Source organism: Chitinophaga sp. SVR4-12A, from assembly GCF_056754765.1.
The window spans coordinates 5,444,764-5,465,301 of record NZ_JBPGWP010000001.1; the positions used below are offsets into that span (position 1 = coordinate 5,444,764).

Genomic DNA, 20,538 nt, shown 5'->3' on the forward strand with positions numbered 1-20,538 from the left:
TTTTTAATTATTAATTCTTACTTGTCTATTCTATCCCTTCAAAACATTTCCAAGCGCTACGGCGCTATACAGGCATTATCAGGCGTGAGCTTCGAGGTGCCCCGCGGCGCGGTGTTTGGCATTCTCGGCCCCAATGGCAGCGGTAAAACCACCTTGCTGGGTATTGTTACCGATGTGCTGAAGGCAGACGAGGGCACTTACCGTCTCTTTGATGAAACTCCTACCGCTGCTCAGCGGCGGCAGATCAGGCACCTTGCTGGAAACACCTAATTTCTATCATTACCTGAGCGCATACCGCAACCTGCAAGTGGTGGCCTCTATCAAACAGCGCCCGGAAGAGGATATCAGCCGGGTACTGCAGATCGCGGGGCTCACCGCCCGCCAGCACTCCCGTTTCAAGACCTACTCCCTGGGCATGAAACAGCGGCTGGCCATCGCCTCCGCCTTACTCGGCGACCCCGACGTGCTGATCCTGGACGAGCCCACTAACGGCCTCGATCCCGCTGGCATTGCAGAAGTAAGACAGCTCATCCTGGAATTGGCCCGTAGTGGTAAAACCATCATACTGGCCAGTCACCTGCTGGATGAAGTAGAAAAAGTATGCAGCCACGTAGCCATCCTCCAGAAAGGAAAACTGTTATTGTCGGGGTCCGTGGCAGAAGTGCTGGTCCGGGAAGATTATGTGGAACTATCCTGCAGTAACAATGAAGCACTTGAAAAGCTCATTGTCCGCCATCCTGCATTTGATCATATCCTGCATCGCGGCGATCACCTGCAGGTGGTGTTCCGTCAGCCGGTAGACCTGGCCGCACTGAACGCCTGGTGCGCCGGGGAAGGCATCTGGCTGAACCATTTACATATCCGGAAGCAGAGCCTCGAGAAAGCCTTCCTGCAAATCACCAATAACTGACACCTATGCTGCAGATCATCCGCACAGAATGGCTTAAAGTGAAGTCCTACCGCACCTTTTGGGTACTGCTGATCCTGGCCGTGGTCAGTATTCCCGCAGCCAACTCCATAGTGGCAGAGATCACCGACACGATCCGGGAGCAGTCCCAGAACAAGATCCCGGTCAATCTCTATGATTTTCCACTGGTGTGGCAAACCATGAGCTGGATCAACAGCTTTATGACAGCAGCTTTCGGTTTCCCGCTCCTGATCCTGGTCACCAACGAGTTCACTTATAAGACACATCGCCAGAATGTTATCGACGGTTGGCGGCGGCAGGACTTTGTGCTGGCCAAGGTATTCTGGTGGCTCGCCTTCGGCATACTGGCCCTCGTGGTCACGGTTGTGTCGGGTACGATCCTGGGACTGGCCTATGCCGCTCGTCCCTTCAGCTTCGAAGACAGCCGCTTCCTGCTCTATTATTTCCTGCAGGTAGAAGTGTCTATGGCCATCGCCTTACTGATCGCAGTACTGGTACGCAGGGCGGGACTGGCGATAGTGCTGTACCTGGCCTACATCACACTGCTGGACCAGCTGCTGGTGCTGGTCATCAAACGCAATGTCGGAAAGATCGGAGGTCTGCTGCCCATGCAGGCGGCCGATGAGCTGATCCCTTTCCCGATCGTAGATAAATTTATCCCGAATACCAACAGCTATGACGATTCCGTTTATTTGATGATGTTACTTGTATACATTGCAGTAATGATCTTCCTGGTTTTCCGCAAAATGCTGAAAACGGATTATTAATATAAAATGTATGCAATACATGCTAAATTTGTAACAAGTAAAAATTGGATGGCGATGACTGATGAAAGGATTATACTGGTCACAAATGACGACGGCATAACGGCCCCGGGCATACGTGCGCTCATAGAAGCGGTAAGCCCACTGGGTAAGATAGTAGTGGTAGCGCCCGACAGTCCCCAGTCTGGCAAAGGACACGCCATCACCATCGGAGTGCCCTTACGGCTTGATCAGGTGGATATTTTCGAGGGGATAGAGGCCTGGCAATGCTCCGGCACACCGGTAGATTGCGTAAAGCTGGCCCGTGACAAGATCCTGCACCGTAAACCGGATATCTGCGTGAGCGGTATCAACCATGGCGCCAATCATTCCATAAACATCATTTATTCCGGTACCATGTCTGCCGCCATGGAAGCAGCCATCGAAGGGATTCCCTCCATTGGCTTTTCTTACCTGGACTATAGTTTTGGCGCCGATTTCAGTTTGCCCAAACGCGTGGCGGCCCAGGTCACCGCGAAAGTGCTGGAAGGCGGCCTGCCTGCCGGTACCTTGTTCAATGTGAACATTCCCATCGTCAATGACGGCAAGGAATTTAAAGGCATCAAGATCTGTCGTCAGGCCAATGCCAAATGGGTGGAAGAATTTGACGAGCGCAGGGATCCCCGCGGCAGAAAGTACTATTGGCTGACAGGCGAATTTAAGAATATGGACCAGGGGCAAGATACAGACGTATGGGCCCTGGAAAATAATTATGCATCACTGGTGCCCGTTCAGTTTGATCTCACGCATTATAAGCTCAGGGATCAGCTGGAAGCAGCATGGAAATTTTAAATGATGCGCATATTTGCAAATCCGCACATTCGCATATGAATTACGTTATGTTCAAGAAAGACAACCTACCCCTGGGTATCATGCTGGGGCTGCTGACACCTGTTGTTGGTTTCTTTTTATGTTACCTGCTGATGTTTTTACCTAAGCTGCATATCGGCCTGGGAGAATTCTTCAAGCTCCTGGCTTCCAACCGTCAAATGATCCCCAAGATCATCAGCATCTGCCTGCTGGCCAACGGGTTGGTATTTTACCTGTATACCCGGCAGCGAAAAGACATTACCGCCAAAGGGATCTTCCTGGTCACAATGCTGTACGCCATCACCATCCTGCTTTTAAAACTCATACACGGCTAATACTAATAGTTAAAAGCTAACACCCAATAGCTATTTAATCTACTTTTGCCAGCTAAAGCCTTTGACAATAGTTAAAGGCTAAAAGCTAACAGCTAATAGCTCAATATGAAGTATTATCTGATTGCCGGCGAAGCCTCCGGCGACCTCCATGGCAGTAACCTGATCAAACAACTGAAGCAGCTGGATACAGATGCAACCATACGTTGCTGGGGTGGAGATATGATGCAGCAGGCAGGCGGCCAGGTGGTAAAGCACTACCGCGAACTGGCTTTTATGGGATTTCTGGAAGTGGTCATGAACCTGCGCACCATTCTTCGTAACATGGATTTCTGCAAGCAGGATATAGCAGCTTTTAATCCGGATGTGCTCGTGCTGATAGATTATCCGGGTTTCAACCTGCGCATCGCAGAATGGGCCAAAAAACAGGGATACCGTGTGGTGTACTACATCTCTCCCCAGGTATGGGCCTGGAAAGAAAGTCGCGTAAAAAAGATAAAGGAATGTGTGGACAGGATGTTATGTATCCTCCCTTTCGAGCAGGACTTCTACCACAAATGGCAATATGAAGTAGAATACGTAGGTCACCCCCTGGTGGAAGTGATCCGCGCCGCCAAAGAGAAACCCGCCGATCCGCCTTTCTCTGATAAACCCGTGATCGCTGTGCTGCCTGGAAGCCGGCGGCAGGAGGTCAGCGTAAAGTTGCCCATCATGTTAACCATGGCCAGGCACTTCCCCGATCACCAGTTTGTGGTGGCCCAGGCGCCCAGCCTGGACGATGATTTTATGCAGGGCCTCATCGGTCAGCATTCAAACGTATCTACGGTAAAAGGACAAACCTATGCCCTGCTGCGCCAGGCTACCGCCGCCTTGGTAACCTCTGGTACCGCTACCCTGGAAACCGCCCTCTTCGGCGTGCCCGAAGTAGTATGCTACAAAGGCAGTCCGGTTTCTTATTTCTTCGCAAAACGCCTCATCAAGGTAAAATACATTGCACTGGTTAACCTCGTGATGGATAAGCCTGTGGTGAAAGAACTGATCCAGCACGATCTCACAGAAGAGAACCTGCTGAAGGAACTAAAGTTGCTGCTCAACGATACAGCCACCCGTGAAAGGATGAAGGCAGACTATGCTGAATTATGGAACAGGTTGGGAGAGAGGAACGCATCCCGCCTGGCGGCAGAGATCATCTATAACGAATCAGTGCTTTAACTTCAACAGTCTGATCAGCATAATGATCAGCGCAATGACAAACAGGATAATAGAGATCCTGTTCATGCCGTGCATCATATACACGTAGCGGGTTTTGGGCGCATTCGGATCTTTCTTCCGGATATACAGGTATCGTAAGATTTGCTGCCAGATACTTTTCATATTACAAAGATAGTAAGCAGTGTGAATTTCCTGGATAAAACGTATTTTGTCATGGTATTTCCTATACTCAATAATTGACACCATGCGTAAAATCTGGATCTTACTGTGCGCATTGCTGGCGCTGCAGGTAGTTAAAGCTCAGGAAAAGGAAGAACAGCCCTATGTGCCCGAAACCGATCAGGCGGTATTGCAAAAGCTGGATGACTGGCAGGACTGGAAATTCGGAATGATCATACACTGGGGCCCCTATTCTCAGTGGGGAGTAGTGGAGTCCTGGAGTATTTGTCCTGAAGATGAAGGCTGGACACAGCGCAAACCTTACGGCATCCCGTATTACGAATACCTGAAAAAATATGAAGCCCTAGGCAATACTTTCAACCCAACAAAGTTCAATCCTTCCAAATGGGCAAAGGCTGCTAAAGGAGCCGGTATGAAATACGTAGTGTTCACTACCAAACATCACGATGGCTTCTGTATGTTCGATACGAAACAGACAGACTATCGGGTAACAGGCCCCAACTGCGCTTTCAGCAAAGATCCCCGCGCCAATGTCGCCAAAGAGGTGTTTAACGCTTTCCGCCAGGAAGGCATTCATGCCGGGGCTTATTTCTCTAAGCCTGACTGGCATACGGAATACTACTGGTGGTCTTACTTTCCGCCTAAAGACCGCAACGTGAACTATGACGTAAAGAAGTATGCGGACCGCTGGGAGAAGTTTAAAAAATATACTTACGATCAGATAGAAGAGCTGATGACCGGCTACGGTAAAATAGAGATCCTCTGGCTGGATGGGGGATGGGTGCGTCCCCGTAAAACACAAACCAAAGAATCCCTTTCCTGGAGCAAAACCCCACCCCAGGACCAGGATATCGATATGCCGGGCATCACCGCCATGGCGCGTAAACACCAACCCGGCCTGATCGTGGTAGACCGCAGCGTGCACGGCCCCTTCGAGAACTACCGCACGCCCGAACAGCAGATCCCTGATAAGCCCCTTAGCTATCCCTGGGAAACCTGCATGACAATGGGCAGCTCCTGGTCATATGTGCCCGACGACAAGTACAAATCCGTTACACGGATCGTGCATAATCTGGTAGACATTGTGGCGAAAGGGGGCAATTACCTCTTGAACGTGGGGCCAGGCCCCGATGGCGAATTGCACGAAGCAGCCTATACCACCATGGAAGGCATTGGCAGCTGGATGCAGGTCAATGGCGATGCCATCTACAGTACGCGCGCAGTGGCGCCCTATAAAGACGGCAAGGTTTGCTTTACCCGTAAAAAAGATGGCAGTATATATGCTATATATTTACTGGATCAGGAGGAAAAGCTGCCTGCCAAAATCTCCTTTAAAGGGATCACTCCTGCGAAGGGCGCCCGCGTATCTATGTTAGGGGCAAAAGAAAAACTGAACTGGAAAAACACCGGCGACCAGGTGGAGATCAGCATCCCGGCCAGCCTGCAGCAGAAAAACTGGCAGCATGCAGTAGCCATAAAGATAGATCGTGTGTCATGATAAAACAGCCATTCCCGAAGCTTAACTGGATTTGAAGCACAGCTAAAATTTAGCTTAATAACGAATTATTAACTCGAAGAAAACGATAATTTGACAATATTGCAGGGGTTACTATTCCTGTTATGAAGACCTGTTTGTAGTTTACTATCAGCCAAAAGCGAAAAACCGCAACAACTAAAGCTTTAACCATATCCCGTTGTTCAAGATGATTCGTAAAACACAAATATTACTGGTTGACGATGATTATCATTTTGGGGGAATTGTAAAAAAACATCTGGAACTGGAGGGGTTTGATGTAGTGCATTGTTTTGATGGGGAGATTGCGTGGAAAAGATTTCTGAAAGACGATTTTGACATTATCCTGCTGGATGTGATGATGCCCAAGAAAGATGGCTTCACACTCGCACAGGACATCCGGAAAAAGAATGGGCTCATACCTATCCTCTTCATCACTTCCAGGAAGCTGGATGAAGATCGTCTCGAAGGCTTCCGCATAGGCGGGGATGATTACATCACCAAACCGTTCAGTATGCAGGAACTGATAGCCAGAATAAGAGTATTCCTGAAAAGAACCTTACCCCGGGCACACAATGAAAAGCGCGAATTCACCTTAGGAAAGCTTACTTTTAATGTAGAATACCTGAATGTAAAAGACGAGAACGGAACGATCATCGGAGAAATTACCCCAAGAGAAGTTGAGCTTATCCGGTACTTTAAGGAAAATGCCAACCAGATACTGAAGCGGGAAGAGATCCTGCTTAACGTCTGGGGAAAAGACGGTTTTTTCAGCGGCAGGAGTATGGACGTTTTTATTACCCGGATGCGTAAGCATTTCAGAGCAGACCCCCAAATACAGCTTGAAACCTTGCACAATGTTGGATTCCGGTTAAATATCCCCGTTGATGGACAGAACAATGAACATTAAATCACCTCAACAATAAGTGTTAAACCCACTGTTAATTACTTTGTCATGAACATTGATAGACGAGATCAGCCCAGTCGTCTGAAAACGGGCAATAACCGAACATCCGGCTATGGCGGTGGTTATGGTAACCAGGACAATCGGAACAGGGAAGGCTACAACAGGAGCAACGATGGCAATTATCAGCGCGGCGGCAGATTTAACCAGGGAAACAGGCCCGCCCCCAGACCCAAAAAGAAATTCAACAAGCCCCAGCCGCCCAAACGGGAGAACAAGATCTACTTTATTGCGTTGCTGCCCACCGCGGAAGCTGGCAAAGAGATCATCCGCCTTAAACAGGAATTTGCAGAAAAATATGGCGCCCGGCATGCCGTAAAGGTACTGCCGCATATTACCTTGCAGGTGCCCTTTACGGCAGACCCCCTGCTGGAGAAGACCATCACCGGTGAGCTCACAGAATTTGCAGCGACCCTTTCACCCTTCGAAGTAACCCTGAACGGCTTCGGCGCTTATCCGCATAAAGAACAGAAAGTGCTGTATATCAATGTGGAAAAAGGCCCCGCCATCATGGAAACGCATCGTAAGCTCATGAGCTTCCTGCGAAAAGAGTTCGGGTTCAGTAATATGCTGGCCCGCGATAATTTTAATCCCCACATCACCGTGGCGTTTAAAGATCTTACGCCCGAACAGTTCCAGGCAGCCTGGCCCGAATACGAGCATCGCAGCTTCCGCCTCTCCTTTAAGGTCAATAACCTCTACTTCCTCCGCCATAACGGCGTGTCCTGGGAGGTTTTGCATAAATGCAGGTTGGGAGTTGTTAGTCATAAGTCGTAAGTCGTAAGTCATTAGTCGTAAGTCATTAGTTGTCAGTGGTAGTTGTCAGTTGTCAGTTGTCAGTGGAAAAGACGTCATATTAGCTTTCCACTTACGACTAATGACTGACGACTCACGACTGACAACTGTCAACTGACAACTGTCAACTGACAACTGTCAACTCCGCAACCTGTCAACTCCCAACTGCCAATTATTTCGTATTTTTAGGTTCGATGGAAACAGTGGCAGTTCAAAAATATAATCTCGACGAAGAACAGGAGAAAAAGGAGATCGTCCGGCATTACCGCGCATTACTGAGGGCCCTCAAACCCCGCCTTAAAAAAGGCGACCGCGAGTTAGTACGTACCGCCTTTGAAATGGCAGCCGATGCGCATAAAGAAATGCGCCGTAAATCGGGAGAGCCCTATATCCTGCATCCCCTGGCCGTTGCACAGATCTGTGTAGAAGAGATCGGCCTCGGGGTACGCTCCGCTTTGTGTGCGCTCCTGCACGATACCGTGGAAGACACGGAAGTAACACTCGAAGACGTGGAAAGGGAATTTGGCATTGAGATCGCCCACATCGTGGACGGCCTCACCAAAATATCCACCGTTATTGATTCCAGCACCAGCACCGCACAGGCAGAGAATTTCAAGAAAATACTCCTCACCCTGGCAGACGATCCCCGCGTGATCCTGATCAAGCTGGCAGACCGCCTGCATAACATGCGCACGCTCGATAGCATGAGCAGGGAAAAACAGCTGAAAATAGCCTCGGAAACGGTATTTATCTATGCGCCCCTGGCTCACCGCCTCGGATTATATAATATCAAATCCGAGATGGAAGACCTGGCCATGAAGTATACCGAACAGGATACCTACCGGGATATAGCCAGAAGGCTGAAAGAGACCAAACGGGAGCGTACCCGCTATATCAACGAGTTCATAAAACCGATCAAGGAGGTATTGCAGGAGGAAGGCTTTGATTTCGAGATCTACGGCCGTCCCAAGTCTATTCACTCCATCTACAATAAGATCAAGACCAAGGGCGTCACCTTCGAAGAAGTGTACGACCTCTTCGCCATCCGCATTATCATGAATTCCCCGCTGGAAAAGGAGAAAGCCGATTGCTGGAAAGTATATTCCATCATCACCGATTTCTACCATCCCAGCCCGGAGCGTACCCGCGACTGGCTCAGCAATCCCAAGTCAAACGGCTATGAAGCCCTGCACGTCACCGTAATGGGGCCCCAGGGTAAATGGGTGGAAGTACAGATCCGGTCCAAACGCATGAACGACTATGCGGAAAAAGGCCTGGCCGCCCACTGGCGCTATAAGGAAGGCAACCAGGCCTCCAGCCAGGAGTCCAAGTTCGACCTCTGGTTCAGCCAGATCCGGGAGATCCTGAACAACCCGGACTCCAATACGCTCGACTTCCTGGCAGATTTCAAAAGCAACCTCTTTACCGAGGAGATCTACGTATACACCCCCAAAGGCGACCTCAAGATCCTGCCTGTAGGCTCTACGGCACTGGATTTTGCCTATTCTATCCACAGCGCCATCGGTAACAAGTGTATCGGCGCCAAGGTGAACTACAAGCTGGTGCCCCTTAGCCATAAGCTGCGCAGCGGAGACCAGGTGGAGATTATTACCTCCAACAAGCAGAAGCCTTCTGAAGACTGGCTCAACTTTGTGCTCACCGCCAAGGCAAAGTCCAAGATCAAAGACGCCCTCAAGGAGGAGAAGCGGAAGATCGCCATGGACGGTAAAGCCGCCCTTGAACGCAAGCTCGACAGCTTGAAGATATCCGCCAGCCAGCATAACATCAATGAGCTGGTGCAGTTTTATAAACAGCCTTCGCCGCTGGATCTCTACTACCAGATAGCTATTAAGAATATAGACCTGAAAGAGCTCAAGCAGTTCAACGTGCTGGGCGATAAGCTGGAGGCCCCCAAACCGGTCAAACAGCCGGAGCACACCCCCGAAGACCTGCTGAAGCATCACCAGCTGCCCGCTAAAAAGGATGCGGAGCTGATTATCTTCGGCGAAAGCTCTGATAAGATAGCCTATAAGCTGGCCAACTGCTGCCGCCCGATCCCCGGCGATGACGTGTTTGGCTTTGTTACCGCCAGTGAAGGCCTGAAGATCCACCGTACCAACTGTCCTAACGCTGCCCAGCTCCTGGCCAATTACGGCCACCGGGTAGTGAAGACCAAATGGGTCAAGAACCGTGAAATATCCTTCCTTACAGGCCTGCGCATAGTAGGAATGGACGACGTAGGCGTTATTCACAAGATCACCAATATCATTTCCGGTGAGCTCAAGATCAATATCGCCGCCCTTACCATCGAATCCCGGGAAGGGCTGTTCGAAGGCCTGATCAAGGTATTCGTACACGATAAGGAGGAACTGGATGAGCTGGTGGAACGCCTGTACAAGCTGGATGGAATAAAATCTGTACACAGGCTCGAAGAATAGTCGTCAGTTGACAGTCGCCAGTTGACAGTGATCGGGGCGGATACGCCTAATTTTTAATAAAATTCAATCACTGACAACTGACAACTAACAACTGACAACTTTTTGCTTAATTTTGCCCTTCTTTTCTAAACTTACACAAATTATGGTAGATGTTTTGTTAGGCCTGCAATGGGGTGATGAGGGCAAGGGAAAGATCGTGGACTACTTTGCAGGTAAATATGACGTGATAGCCCGCTTCCAGGGTGGGCCTAACGCCGGGCACACTTTGTATATTCAAGACAAGAAGGTGGTACTCCATACCATCCCTTCTGGTGTGTTCCACAAAAACACCATTAACCTGATCGGCAATGGCGTAGTACTGGATCCCGTAACCTTCCGCCGGGAATGCGGGGAAGTAGCTGCCTTCGGGATAGACCTGAAGCAGAACCTGTTCATTGCTGAAAGGACCCATATTATCGTTCCTACCCACCGTGCGCTGGACAAAGCCTCAGAGGCAGCCAAAGGGCACGAAAAGATCGGTTCTACACTGAAAGGCATCGGCCCTGCTTACATGGATAAAACCGGCCGTAACGGCCTGCGTGTAGGTGATGTGCTCCTGCCCGATTTCAGGGAAAGATATGAGAAGCTGAAAGAAAAGCATCAGCACCTGCTGGATGGCTATAATTTCAATGAGGATATCTCTGCATGGGAAGAAGAGTTCTTCTCTGCGGTAGAGTTCCTCAAATCCATGAATATCGTCAACGGAGAATACTTCCTGAACGAGAAGCTGCAGGCCGGAAAACAAGTGCTGGCCGAAGGCGCACAGGGAAGCATGCTCGACGTCGACTTCGGCACCTATCCCTTCGTTACTTCTTCCAGTACTATTTCTGCTGGTGTTTGCACAGGTCTGGGCATCGCTCCCAAATGGATCCGTGAAGTTATCGGCGTTACAAAAGCCTATTGTACCCGCGTAGGCAGCGGTCCCTTCCCCACAGAACTGCACGACGCCACCGGTGAAAAGCTGCGTGAAATAGGCCGCGAATTTGGCGCCACTACCGGTCGTCCCCGCCGCTGCGGATGGATAGACCTGGTTGCCCTGGATTATACCTGCATGCTCAGCGGCGTTACCCAGCTGGTAATGACCAAGAGCGATGTGCTGGATGCCTTCGATGAAGTGTACGCCTGTACTGCATATGAAGTCGATGGTCAACAAACCCGTCAGATGCCTTTTCAGCTGAATGGCCTGACAGTAAAGCCTATATGGGAAAAGCATAAAGGATGGAGTGATGAAGCTGCGGCCAACAGTAAGCAATACAACGAGTTACCCTCCGAAATGAAAGCATTCGTAACTGCCGTGGAAGGATATTTGAAAGTTCCTGTGAAATTCGTTTCCAACGGGCCTGGCAGAGATCAGATACTGGAAAAATAAACTCAAAAAATTACTAAAAAAAGAGAGAAAAAAAATTTGGCGAATAAAAAAAACTGTTAAAACTTTACGCTCAAGAAATAAGTGAACCTATTATGAAATCGAAATCTGATAAAGAAAAAGAGACCAAAAAAACTACTTCTGCCAAATCAACCAAAGGCGCTCCCCCAAAAGCTGCAAGCAAGCCTAAGAAAGAAGTAGATGACGAGGATGAGGAAGATGATGAGGAGGAAACTCCCCGTAAATCTGGTGTTTCTAAAAAATCAGATGCGGCAGCACCCTCAAAAGGCAAACGTAAAGGCGACGACGATGATGATGATGACGATGTAGATGATGACAGCGATGTAGACGAGGACGATGACGCGTGGGAGAAAGGCGACCAGGACGAAAACTACGATCCTGACTTCGAAGAGTTCGACATGCCTAAGCCGAAAGCCAGGCGTGGCCGCCCCGGTAAGAAAACCGGCGACGACGATGATGATCTGGGCTTTGACGATGAGTTCAAAGACATGGATCTGTTCAACGACAGGGGCTTCGATGACGACGATGATGATTTCTAAGCTTTAAAACAAAGCATTATCAGGATATTTCACGATTTCCCAGTAGTAAATCATAAGATTTTTAAACAGCAAATGTTGAATTGGTCTAACCAGTTCAACATTTGTTGTTTTTTAGACAATAACGGGTATCCCTCACCCTATAACCGTTACGAGGCACTTTTGGCCGTAGACGCGCTCGAATATCTCTCACTGCCCGCAGGCTCCGCCTTCACATCATTACAGCAATTCCATGATACCCGCCACGACTGGCTGTTTGGTCACCTTGCCTATGATCTTAACTGTGAGACCGCAGGCATGGCCCCTTCCGCACATCCGGACGGTATTGGTTTTCCTGATCTGTATTTCTTCCGTCCGCGCATCGTTATGCTGCTGCAGCCGCATGCGGTGCAGATAGGAGGAGAGGAGTTGACCCGCGATCACGCAAAGGAAATGTATGACGCTTGTCTGCAAATGGCAGAGCAGGTAGAACAAAGCTCCGCTGCTGCATCTGCCGCTTCCCCGCAGGGCCGCATCTCCCGGGAAGATTATCTCACGGCGGTGAAAGCCTTACAGGATCACATCCACCGCGGTGATTGTTATGAAGTGAATTTTTGCCGCGAAAATTACATCACGGATATCCACGTTCGCCCATTAACGTTATTTGATCAGCTGAACCGTTTATCCCCTTCGCCTTTTGCCGCTTACTACCGCGTAAACGATCGGTACCTGCTCTGTTCCAGCCCCGAACGCTTTCTGCAGCAGCAGGGTAATACCATCATCTCACAGCCTATCAAAGGAACTGCACGACGCCTCGCAGACACAGCCGCCGATGAACAGGCGCGCAGCAATCTTTATAACAGCGCTAAGGAACGCGCAGAAAATGTTATGGTGGTAGACCTTGTGCGCAATGATCTGGCCCATGCCGCCAGTTCCGGTAGTGTAGCCGTAGAAGAGCTGTTCGGTATTTATTCATTTGCACAGGTGCACCACATGATCTCTACAGTAAAAGCGATCCGTGAACCGGGCACTCCTTTCACAGCCGCCATACGGCATGCTTTTCCAATGGGCTCTATGACGGGCGCACCCAAGCACCGGGTAATGCAGTTAATTGAACAGTACGAGCAAACCCGCCGTGGGCTTTTCTCCGGCGCGCTCGGCTACATCACGCCGGAAGGAGATTTCGACCTCAATGTGGTGATCAGGAGTATATTGTACAATGCATCCAACGCTTACCTGTCCTTCCCCACCGGCTCTGCTATTACGTTCTACAGCGATCCCGTTAGAGAATGGGAAGAATGCCTGCTGAAAGCGGAAGCTATGATGAAAGTGATTATGACGGTTGCTTAAACAGCTGTTCCATCGCTGTTTGTATATCAGGATAGGAGAACACGAAACCGGTGTGCTCTATTTTTTGAGAAGATACCCGGACGCTCTTCAGCACTTCTACGCTCATTTCTCCAAGCGCCAGCTTTAATGCAAAGGAAGGTACATAAGCGGGGATAAAGCTTTTGCCTTTGGCCGCCCTGGCCATGGTCAGGATGAGTTCCTTATGATGAACAGGCTGCGGCGCTACAGCGTTAAAGGTGCCCTGCAGCTGGGGATTCACAATGGCATTGAAATACAGGCGCACCACATCCTGCAGGTGAATCCAGCTCACCCATTGCTCTCCGTTGCCCAGTATGGTGGCAAACCCGAATTGCAATGGTTTGTAGAATTCTTTAAGCGCGCCGCCCTTTTTGCTCAGTACAATGCCAGTGCGGAAGATGATCACTTGCTTACCCAGGCTTTCCACTTGCCGTACGCTGTTTTCCCAGGCCTGGCAGGTAGTGCCCAGGAAATCGCCCGCTGCAGGCGAGGTTTCTGTGAACGGGCTTTTATTGTTGTCATAATTCCCGTAATAGCCGGTGGCCGAAGCGCTAATGAATTTTTTAACCTTATTGGGATGTTGCTGTAAGGCGTTGAATAACAGCTGGCTGCTGAGGGTGCGGCTTTCCAGTATCTCTTTCTTGTATGCAGCCGTCCATCTTCTGCCGCCCACATTGGCCCCTGCAAGATGCACAATATGGTCTGCCGCTGCCAGGGCGTCGGTATCAACGGTCTGGCGCCGTACATCCCACCCGGCATAGGTAACCAGGCTGTTTCCGGTATTTTTGTCCGCGTGTGGCTGGCGGCTCAGGATGATCACCTGATAACCGTGGTCTGTAAGCAGTTGTGTAAGCGCTTGTCCTATTAATCCTGTGCCACCGGTAATTAACACTGTTTCCATCAGGCTAAGAACGGTTCAATATAAAATTTAGTTAAATGTACAGAATTAAGTCCATAGTGCGTGTTTATGACGATATCCAGGTATTGATTCCTCTTTGCGAAACGCAAATTTTCGTGTAGGTTTGACTGGTAAAATTTTAACAGGTCACGGCCCTCAGCCTACAACAATATTAGACGAATTTACGTTACCACATTATTTAAAACACATACTAATGCTATACCGATTATCTCTCCTGGTTTGCCTGCTTTTTTGTGGAGGATCCCTGATGGCCCAGAAGATTACCTATTCAGAACCGGAGCGTGACGACTATAAAAGCACTGAATTTGAGATCATTGGCCGGGTAGGCGGCAATATCCTGGTATACAAGAGCGATCGGGGTGATAATGCCGTGTCCGTATATGATAACGCCATGCAGTTGAAGGAAAGGGTAAAGTTGGATTTCCTGCCCAGGAAAGTGATCAGCGTCGACTTTGTAGCCTATCCCGGTAAAGTATACATGATATACCAGTTCCAGCGCAAGGATGCCGTTTACAGCGTTTGCGCCACCATGAACCCGGAAGGAAAGTTTGACCAGGCCCCCGTTGTGATAGATTCTACCCGCATCGGTTTCTACTCCAAGGAAAACAAGGTGTACTCCGTAGAATATTCAGAGGATAAAGGCCGGATCATGATCTACAAGATCAACCAGGATAAGGAAGACAACAACGTGTTCTACACCTTTCAGTACGACAGTTCCTTCAATTTCGTGAATAACAGCCGTCTTTCCCTGCCCATGGAAAAGAAAGCTATTCTGAGCAATTTTAACCTTTCCAATGCCGGCGACCTGGTATTTAACCGCCTGGAACGCACCAGCAACCGGGATTACACCATAAAGGCAGACGTGATCATCAAACGCTCTGCAGCAGATTCCTTTGAGGTAACGTCTTTGCAATTGCAGCAGCAGATGCTGGATGAAGTGAAGATGAAGCTGGACAACAACTCCAACACCGCGCTGGTGACCGCCTTTTACTATAAACAGAAAAGAGGGAATGTGGAAGGCATGTATATCGCCAAATACGATTTTGGCCAGAAACAGCTGGTATATGAAAGGCTTAGCCCCTTTACGCCTGAGCTGAAAATGAACGCCAGGGGAGAGTCCTCTACCAATGCGGCGTTCAACGACTACTTCATCAAAAAGATCATCAATACCAAAGACGGCGGCTTCCTGATCACGGCAGAATCTTTCTATACCACTTCCCGTTATCAGCCCTGGAACCGCTGGAACTATATGTACGGTCCCTACGGCATGTCCTATCCGTATTCCTACTATTATTCTCCTTACTCCCCCTGGTATTACAGCCCCTGGGGATGGAACAACTCACAGGGTAACCGCTATCACTACGATAATGTGGCCATCCTGTCCTTTGATCCGGAAGGCAAGCTCCAGTGGAGCAACTTCGTGCGCAAAAGCCAGTTTGACGACGGCGCAGACCTGTACCTGTCTTACATGATGGTGAATATTGGCAGCGAGCTGCGTTTCCTGTATAACGACCTGGATCGCAGAAGCTATATCCTGACAGACAACAGCATCACCCCGGATGGAAAGATCAGCCGTATGCCCACCCTGCGTAACCTGGATAAAGGGTTTACCTGGATGCCCCGCTACGGTAAGCAGATCAGCGGCCGCTCGGTGTTGATTCCCTGCATATACAGGAATTATATTTGCTTTGCAAAAATTGACTTTTAATCACACCTTTGCATCGTGGTAAGATTTTTTCGTTCAGGCAATCCGCTAACGGTATTGCTGTTGTTACTATATACCTTACTGGTTAAGTTCTATTACCTGATCCACCCGTCCACCTTCGTGGCCGACGGGTCCGAAGGTTTGCTGTATCAATTGCTGGTGAACTGGCTGCAGATGCTGGTGGGTAAAAGCCCTTTCTTTTTTACCTCCATGGCCATCCTGGTACTGTTCCTGCAAACCTTGCTGCTGACCAGGATTGCCAACCACCACCGCCTCTTTCCCAAAGCCACTTACCTCCCGGCAATGAGTTACCTCCTGTTCACATCCTTGTGGCAGGGCTGGAACCTATTCTCCCCCGCGCTGCTGGTGAACCTGATCATGCTGTGGGTATTTTCCAGTATTACGGAACTGTATACACGCACCTCCGCCCGCGATGTGGTGTTCAATATAGGCTTCGCCCTGGGCGTGGCCGGTTTATTTTATTTTCCGGCCATAGTTTTTTGCCTGTTGCTGCTGCTTAGCCTTCTCATCATGCGGGCTTTTCGCCTGGCAGAATGGATCATCGCGTTGCTGGGGCTTTTCTGTCCGCTATACCTGCTGGGCACCTACCTGTTCCTGACAGACCAGTGGAACCAGATCGAAAAGATCCCCCGTATGGGTATCAGCCTGCCCCTGATCAGCCATTACAAGGTATGGGGCGCCCTCATCGTCAGTGTTTTCTTCTTTGTGCTGGGATGGTTGCTGCTGCAACGCCCGCTTAAAAAGATGCTGATCCAGGTACGTAAAACATGGGCGGTGCTCATTGTATATGTCATAGTGGCCATGTTCGTGCCCTTCTTTAACGTGCATTTCTCACCAGACTACTGGCTGCTGGCCATCCTGCCCATTTCCATGTTCGTAGCCAATGTATACTGGACCTTCACCAATGAAACAATAGCCAGCATCATCCATTTTATCACCCTGGGCTATGTGATCGTGATGCAGTACTTCAGCTAAAATGTTAAAATTATTGGCAGAACGGGGTTAGCAGTTATACGTATATAGCTAATTTTCAATTGTTAGCGAGTCAGCACGGGAGCACCGTCACACATTGGTACAGGCGGCCGCTAAAATATGCGGGCGGTTCGGTAATTTTGCACTTTACTATTATTATTGATCAAGAAATATAAGCACATGAAACCGAGTTTTTGACGAGGTTCCATGAGGCAGTTAAAAAACAAACATTCACTCATGAAATTCGGTGTTGTCACCTTTCCCGGCTCTAACTGCGATCACGATATGATCGATTCCCTGCGCTACGATCTTGGCCAGGAGGTAATTGAACTTTGGCACAAGGATAAAGACCTGAGCGCTTTCGGCACACAGGACTGTATCGTCCTCCCCGGCGGCTTTTCCTATGGCGATTACCTGCGCTGCGGCGCCATCGCCAGGTTCAGTCCTATGATGCAGAGCGTGATCGAGTTTGCCAACAAAGGTGGTCGTGTAATTGGCGTATGTAATGGTTTCCAGATCCTCTGCGAGGCAGGCCTGCTGCCGGGGATCCTGCTGCGTAACCAGAACCAGCAGTTCGTATGTAAGAATGTGTACCTGAAAAGCGAAAATACAGCCACGGCGCTCACTAAAGATGTAACGGGCCGTCCGCTGATGATCCCTGTTGCCCATGGCGAAGGTCGTTACTATGCAGATGATGCAACGCTGGACAGCCTGTTTAAGAACAACCAGGTGCTGTTCCGCTATTGCGACGAGTTCGGCAATATAGTTGACGCGGCTAATCCTAACGGAGCCATGAGGAATATCGCAGGTATCTCTAATAAGGAAAAGAACGTCTTTGGTATGATGCCTCACCCTGAGCGCGCTACCAGCCGGGCTTTAAATAATACGGATGGTCAGCTTATATTCCAGAGCCTGATCATCAATAATTGATTCCGGACCTTTCCGGAAAGAATCAAACCACCAACCATTTTAAAAAAGAGGAATGAGTATGAAAAAACTGTTAACAGCATTGTTTCTGTTCGCATTGCCCGTGTTGGCCAGTGCGCAGATCGAAAATCCCGTAAAGTGGAACTTTTCGTCCAAGAAGATCAATGACAAGACCTATGAAGTGCACATTACCGCCACCATAGAGCCGGGTTGGCACCTGTACGCGCAGGATGCCGGGGAAGGCCCCGTGCCCACCTCTTTCAAGTTCTCCAAGAACCCGCTGGTAGCCACCAACGGTAAAGTAAAGGAGAATGGTAAGCTGCATAAGGCTTTTGACAAAAACTTTGATTCCGAACTGAAATACTACGAGAACCAGGTAAACTTTGTACAGACGGTTACTGTAAAAGGTAAAGCCGCTACCAAAGTGAAAGGCTCTGTAGAATATATGGTGTGCGATGATCACCAATGCCTGCCACCGAAAGAAGTTGAATTCGCAATCGGTGTGGGAGGGAAGTGATCATGAAACAATTTTTTGCATTTCTGATAGCAGTCCTGGCAGCCTTTAGCGCTGCCCAGGCACAGGATACCGCCACCACCCCCCAGGTGGCCAAATGGCAATATACCGCTGAAAAGAAGAACGATGGAGAATACGTGCTCCATTTTAAAGGCGCCATCGATAAGGGCTGGCAGCTGTTCTCCACTACCATGAGCGATGACGATCCCAATACCCGCGTGGTGCTCGACACCGCATCCGCCGGGGCGGAGCTCCTTGGTATCAAAGAGAACGGAAAGCTGGACAGCCGGAAAGAACCGCTGTTCGACAATCTCCAGATCAAATATTTTGAAAATGAAGTAGAGCTGCTGGCCACCGTGAAAGTTAAGCCCGGCGCTAATAAAGTAGCCGGCAGCGTTAATTACATGGCGCTGAAAGGCGAAGAAGTGGTAGGCCCAGAAGAAGTACCCTTCAAATTCAATGTAGATGCATCCGGTAACCTCGTAAGCGTAGCCGCCGGTTTGCAGGAATCTGGCGCCGCCGCCAGCTCGCTCAAACGCAGTGATATTATACTGGACAGCCCGGTGAATAGCTGCGGCGGAATTGGACAGGAAGCTAAAGGTCTTTGGGGGATCTTTATAGTGGGTATGCTGGGCGGTTTCATTGCATTGGTGACGCCCTGCGTATTTCCCATGATTCCACTTACTGTATCCTTCTTTACCAAGAAATCGAACGACAAGCGCAAAGGGATCATGAACGCTTTCCTTTACGGGTTCTTCATCTTCCTCGTGTACGTACTGCTAAGCCTGCCCTTCCATTTCCTGGGCCTTAGCGGTGATATTTTGAATAATATTTCGACCAACGTATGGTTGAACCTTTTCTTCTTTGTGATCTTCATCGTATTTGCCCTTTCGTTTTTCGGGCTTTTCGAGATCACCTTGCCCAGCAGCCTCGCCAGCAAGGCAGATGCCAAAACAAGCGTAGGCGGAATAGCAGGCATTTTCTTCATGGCGCTGACCCTGGCCTTGGTTTCATTCTCCTGTACAGGTCCCATTCTGGGATCTTTATTGGCAGGAGCCCTGACCTCAAACGGTGGCCCTATGCAGCTTACTGCAGGAATGGCTGGTTTCGGATTGGCCCTGGCCCTACCCTTTGCAGTGTTTGCCCTGTTTCCGCAATGGCTGAACTCCCTGCCCAAATCGGGTGGATGGCTGGGATCCGTAAAAGTGGTGCTGGGTTTCATTGAGGTGGGAATGGCTATCAAGTTCCTGTCCAACGCCGACCTTGTAACACACTGGGGAATCCTGAAAAGAGAAGTATTCTTCGCGGTATGGATCATCATCGGTATCTGCATAGTATTGTATCTCCTGGGCAAGATCCGTTTCCCGCACGACGCCCCGCTGAAGAAGCTGAGCAGGCCCCGCCTGGTATTTATCCTGGTCTTCCTGGCTCTGACATTGTACCTGGTGCCCGGGGTAACCAATACGAAATACGCCAACCGGTCCCTTATCAGCGGTTTTCCGCCACCCCTGACCTACAGCATTTACGGCGAAGAGGCCGCTAAAGGAAAAGGAGTGGAAGCCAACGTGGTAAATGACTATGAAAAGGCGCTCGCCCTGGCCAAAGCCCAAGGGAAGCCCCTGCTGATAGATTTTACCGGCTGGGCCTGCGTAAACTGTCGTAAAATGGAAGAAAACGTTTGGACCCAACCAGCGGTAAAAACCCTGATCCAAAAAGACTATATACTGGTATCATTATACGTGGACGACAGAAAGAAGCTGCCTGAAGAGGCCCAATTCCTGTTCACCTCCCGCAATGGCAATAAGAAGGAGATCAGGACCGTAGGGGACAAGTTCGCCACCATGCAAACGGAGAACTTCAGCAATAATTCCCAGCCTTTCTACGTGCTGATCAGTCCTGACGAAAAGTTGCTGACCAGGCCCGTAGGTTACACTCCGGACGAAAACGCATACGCCAACTGGCTGAAATGCGGGTTAGATGCCTTCAAAGGATTGAATTAAACGTAATAGCTATAAAGAAAAAGCCCCTGGCATCGCGCCAGGGGCTTTTTCTTTATGATAAGTACTCGTTTTATCCTCGTCTTACCTTAGTCTTCTCCTCGTTCTACCCCGGTGCACCTTGGGTGCAAGCTGAGTGTAACCTTAGTCCTACCCGTAGTAAAAGCGCATGCAAGCTTAGGTAAAAGCGCATATACTG

The 20,538-nt window shown here is 49.6% G+C and carries 19 protein-coding genes and 1 pseudogene; 18 read left to right on the plus strand and 2 right to left on the minus strand.

Going from position 1 to position 20,538, the window contains the following annotated elements; translation table 11 throughout:
• Positions 1-111 precede the first annotated feature (111 nt).
• The 6 genes and pseudogenes from ACR9Y8_RS22145 to lpxB form a co-directional block, all read left to right on the plus strand.
• Positions 112-430: pseudogene (locus ACR9Y8_RS22145) on the plus strand (ATP-binding cassette domain-containing protein); the annotation flags it as partial.
• The gene (locus ACR9Y8_RS22150) at positions 416-910 is read left to right on the plus strand and encodes an AAA family ATPase (RefSeq protein WP_481216239.1); all 495 of its coding nucleotides are present in this window, start codon (positions 416-418) and stop codon (positions 908-910) included. The pseudogene ACR9Y8_RS22145 and the gene ACR9Y8_RS22150, both read left to right, overlap by 15 nt.
• Positions 911-915: 5 nt before the next feature.
• On the plus strand, positions 916-1,695 hold the full coding sequence (locus ACR9Y8_RS22155; protein WP_481215439.1) for an ABC transporter permease: 780 nt from the start codon (positions 916-918) through the stop codon (positions 1,693-1,695).
• Between the two features lie 54 nt (positions 1,696-1,749).
• On the plus strand, positions 1,750-2,523 hold the full coding sequence (surE, locus tag ACR9Y8_RS22160) for a 5'/3'-nucleotidase SurE (RefSeq protein ID WP_481215440.1): 774 nt from the start codon (positions 1,750-1,752) through the stop codon (positions 2,521-2,523).
• A gap of 35 nt (positions 2,524-2,558) precedes the next feature.
• Positions 2,559-2,876, plus strand: a complete 318-nt coding sequence (locus ACR9Y8_RS22165; protein ID WP_481215441.1) for a hypothetical protein — start codon at positions 2,559-2,561, stop codon at positions 2,874-2,876.
• Between the two features lie 105 nt (positions 2,877-2,981).
• Positions 2,982-4,085, plus strand: coding sequence for a lipid-A-disaccharide synthase (gene lpxB / locus ACR9Y8_RS22170; protein ID WP_481215442.1), 1,104 nt, complete (start codon positions 2,982-2,984; stop codon positions 4,083-4,085).
• Here lpxB and ACR9Y8_RS22175 read toward each other — a convergent pair.
• Entirely contained in the window at positions 4,074-4,247 is a 174-nt protein-coding gene (locus ACR9Y8_RS22175) for a DUF6728 family protein (RefSeq protein WP_481215443.1), read from the minus strand. The genes lpxB and ACR9Y8_RS22175 overlap by 12 nt on opposite strands.
• Positions 4,248-4,329: 82 nt before the next feature.
• On the opposite strand from ACR9Y8_RS22175, the gene ACR9Y8_RS22180 reads away from it, so the two are divergent.
• From ACR9Y8_RS22180 to ACR9Y8_RS22210, 7 genes are all read left to right on the plus strand, one after another.
• Positions 4,330-5,763: an alpha-L-fucosidase gene (locus ACR9Y8_RS22180; protein WP_481215444.1), complete on the plus strand. Its 1,434-nt coding sequence runs from the start codon at positions 4,330-4,332 to the stop codon at positions 5,761-5,763.
• 205 nt (positions 5,764-5,968) lie between these two features.
• Entirely contained in the window at positions 5,969-6,688 is a 720-nt protein-coding gene (locus ACR9Y8_RS22185) for a response regulator transcription factor (protein WP_481216240.1), read from the plus strand.
• Between the two features lie 45 nt (positions 6,689-6,733).
• A complete protein-coding gene (locus ACR9Y8_RS22190; protein ID WP_481215445.1) occupies positions 6,734-7,519 on the plus strand; it encodes a 2'-5' RNA ligase family protein in 786 nt (261 codons plus the stop codon).
• A 212-nt stretch (positions 7,520-7,731) separates the two neighbouring features.
• Positions 7,732-9,975 (plus strand): RelA/SpoT family protein, encoded by a 2,244-nt coding sequence (locus ACR9Y8_RS22195; RefSeq protein ID WP_481215446.1) that lies wholly within the window; start codon positions 7,732-7,734, stop codon positions 9,973-9,975.
• A 142-nt stretch (positions 9,976-10,117) separates the two neighbouring features.
• Positions 10,118-11,383, plus strand: coding sequence for an adenylosuccinate synthase (locus ACR9Y8_RS22200; protein WP_481215447.1), 1,266 nt, complete (start codon positions 10,118-10,120; stop codon positions 11,381-11,383).
• Between the two features lie 92 nt (positions 11,384-11,475).
• Complete coding sequence (locus ACR9Y8_RS22205; RefSeq protein WP_481215448.1) at positions 11,476-11,940, plus strand: hypothetical protein; 465 nt, start codon at positions 11,476-11,478, stop codon at positions 11,938-11,940.
• A gap of 72 nt (positions 11,941-12,012) precedes the next feature.
• On the plus strand, positions 12,013-13,266 hold the full coding sequence (locus tag ACR9Y8_RS22210; RefSeq protein WP_481215449.1) for an anthranilate synthase component I family protein: 1,254 nt from the start codon (positions 12,013-12,015) through the stop codon (positions 13,264-13,266).
• Here the strand turns inward: ACR9Y8_RS22210 and ACR9Y8_RS22215 are convergent.
• Positions 13,250-14,185: a TIGR01777 family oxidoreductase gene (locus ACR9Y8_RS22215; protein WP_481215450.1), complete on the minus strand. Its 936-nt coding sequence runs from the start codon at positions 14,183-14,185 to the stop codon at positions 13,250-13,252. The genes ACR9Y8_RS22210 and ACR9Y8_RS22215 overlap by 17 nt on opposite strands.
• 211 nt (positions 14,186-14,396) lie before the next feature.
• Here ACR9Y8_RS22215 and ACR9Y8_RS22220 point away from each other — a divergent pair, with 211 nt between their 5' ends.
• The 5 genes from ACR9Y8_RS22220 (at position 14,397) to ACR9Y8_RS22240 (ending at position 20,342) form a co-directional block, all read left to right on the plus strand.
• The gene (locus ACR9Y8_RS22220; protein WP_481215451.1) at positions 14,397-15,911 is read left to right on the plus strand and encodes a hypothetical protein; all 1,515 of its coding nucleotides are present in this window, start codon (positions 14,397-14,399) and stop codon (positions 15,909-15,911) included.
• Between the two features lie 15 nt (positions 15,912-15,926).
• Entirely contained in the window at positions 15,927-16,904 is a 978-nt protein-coding gene (locus ACR9Y8_RS22225) for a hypothetical protein (RefSeq protein ID WP_481215452.1), read from the plus strand.
• Between the two features lie 234 nt (positions 16,905-17,138).
• A complete protein-coding gene (purQ, locus tag ACR9Y8_RS22230) occupies positions 17,139-17,831 on the plus strand; it encodes a phosphoribosylformylglycinamidine synthase subunit PurQ (protein ID WP_481215453.1) in 693 nt (230 codons plus the stop codon).
• 58 nt (positions 17,832-17,889) lie between these two features.
• On the plus strand, positions 17,890-18,345 hold the full coding sequence (locus ACR9Y8_RS22235) for a protein-disulfide reductase DsbD domain-containing protein (protein WP_481215454.1): 456 nt from the start codon (positions 17,890-17,892) through the stop codon (positions 18,343-18,345).
• A gap of 2 nt (positions 18,346-18,347) precedes the next feature.
• Positions 18,348-20,342 carry a protein-disulfide reductase DsbD family protein gene (locus ACR9Y8_RS22240; RefSeq protein ID WP_481215455.1) on the plus strand — a complete coding sequence of 665 codons (1,995 nt, stop codon included), beginning with the start codon at positions 18,348-18,350 and terminating at the stop codon, positions 20,340-20,342.
• The last annotated feature ends 196 nt before the right edge of the window (positions 20,343-20,538 follow it).

What these genes read in the sequence shown, in the direction of transcription:
- ACR9Y8_RS22190 (WP_481215445.1), top strand. Translation starts at nt 6,734, where the DNA reads ATGAACATTGATAGACGAGATCAGCCCAGTCGTCTGAAAACGGGCAAT.
- ACR9Y8_RS22240 (WP_481215455.1), top strand. Translation starts at nt 18,348, where the DNA reads ATGAAACAATTTTTTGCATTTCTGATAGCAGTCCTGGCAGCCTTTAGC.
- ACR9Y8_RS22185 (WP_481216240.1), top strand. Translation starts at nt 5,969, where the DNA reads ATGATTCGTAAAACACAAATATTACTGGTTGACGATGATTATCATTTT.
- ACR9Y8_RS22155 (WP_481215439.1), top strand. Translation starts at nt 916, where the DNA reads ATGCTGCAGATCATCCGCACAGAATGGCTTAAAGTGAAGTCCTACCGC.
- ACR9Y8_RS22235 (WP_481215454.1), top strand. Translation starts at nt 17,890, where the DNA reads ATGAAAAAACTGTTAACAGCATTGTTTCTGTTCGCATTGCCCGTGTTG.
- purQ (WP_481215453.1), top strand. Translation starts at nt 17,139, where the DNA reads ATGAAATTCGGTGTTGTCACCTTTCCCGGCTCTAACTGCGATCACGAT.
- ACR9Y8_RS22200 (WP_481215447.1), top strand. Translation starts at nt 10,118, where the DNA reads ATGGTAGATGTTTTGTTAGGCCTGCAATGGGGTGATGAGGGCAAGGGA.
- ACR9Y8_RS22150 (WP_481216239.1), top strand. Translation starts at nt 416, where the DNA reads ATGAAACAGCGGCTGGCCATCGCCTCCGCCTTACTCGGCGACCCCGAC.
- ACR9Y8_RS22210 (WP_481215449.1), top strand. Translation starts at nt 12,013, where the DNA reads ATGTTGAATTGGTCTAACCAGTTCAACATTTGTTGTTTTTTAGACAAT.
- ACR9Y8_RS22180 (WP_481215444.1), top strand. Translation starts at nt 4,330, where the DNA reads ATGCGTAAAATCTGGATCTTACTGTGCGCATTGCTGGCGCTGCAGGTA.
- ACR9Y8_RS22165 (WP_481215441.1), top strand. Translation starts at nt 2,559, where the DNA reads ATGAATTACGTTATGTTCAAGAAAGACAACCTACCCCTGGGTATCATG.
- ACR9Y8_RS22215 (WP_481215450.1), bottom strand. Translation starts at nt 14,185, where the DNA reads ATGGAAACAGTGTTAATTACCGGTGGCACAGGATTAATAGGACAAGCG.
- lpxB (WP_481215442.1), top strand. Translation starts at nt 2,982, where the DNA reads ATGAAGTATTATCTGATTGCCGGCGAAGCCTCCGGCGACCTCCATGGC.
- ACR9Y8_RS22195 (WP_481215446.1), top strand. Translation starts at nt 7,732, where the DNA reads ATGGAAACAGTGGCAGTTCAAAAATATAATCTCGACGAAGAACAGGAG.
- ACR9Y8_RS22175 (WP_481215443.1), bottom strand. Translation starts at nt 4,247, where the DNA reads ATGAAAAGTATCTGGCAGCAAATCTTACGATACCTGTATATCCGGAAG.
- surE (WP_481215440.1), top strand. Translation starts at nt 1,750, where the DNA reads ATGACTGATGAAAGGATTATACTGGTCACAAATGACGACGGCATAACG.
- ACR9Y8_RS22205 (WP_481215448.1), top strand. Translation starts at nt 11,476, where the DNA reads ATGAAATCGAAATCTGATAAAGAAAAAGAGACCAAAAAAACTACTTCT.
- ACR9Y8_RS22220 (WP_481215451.1), top strand. Translation starts at nt 14,397, where the DNA reads ATGCTATACCGATTATCTCTCCTGGTTTGCCTGCTTTTTTGTGGAGGA.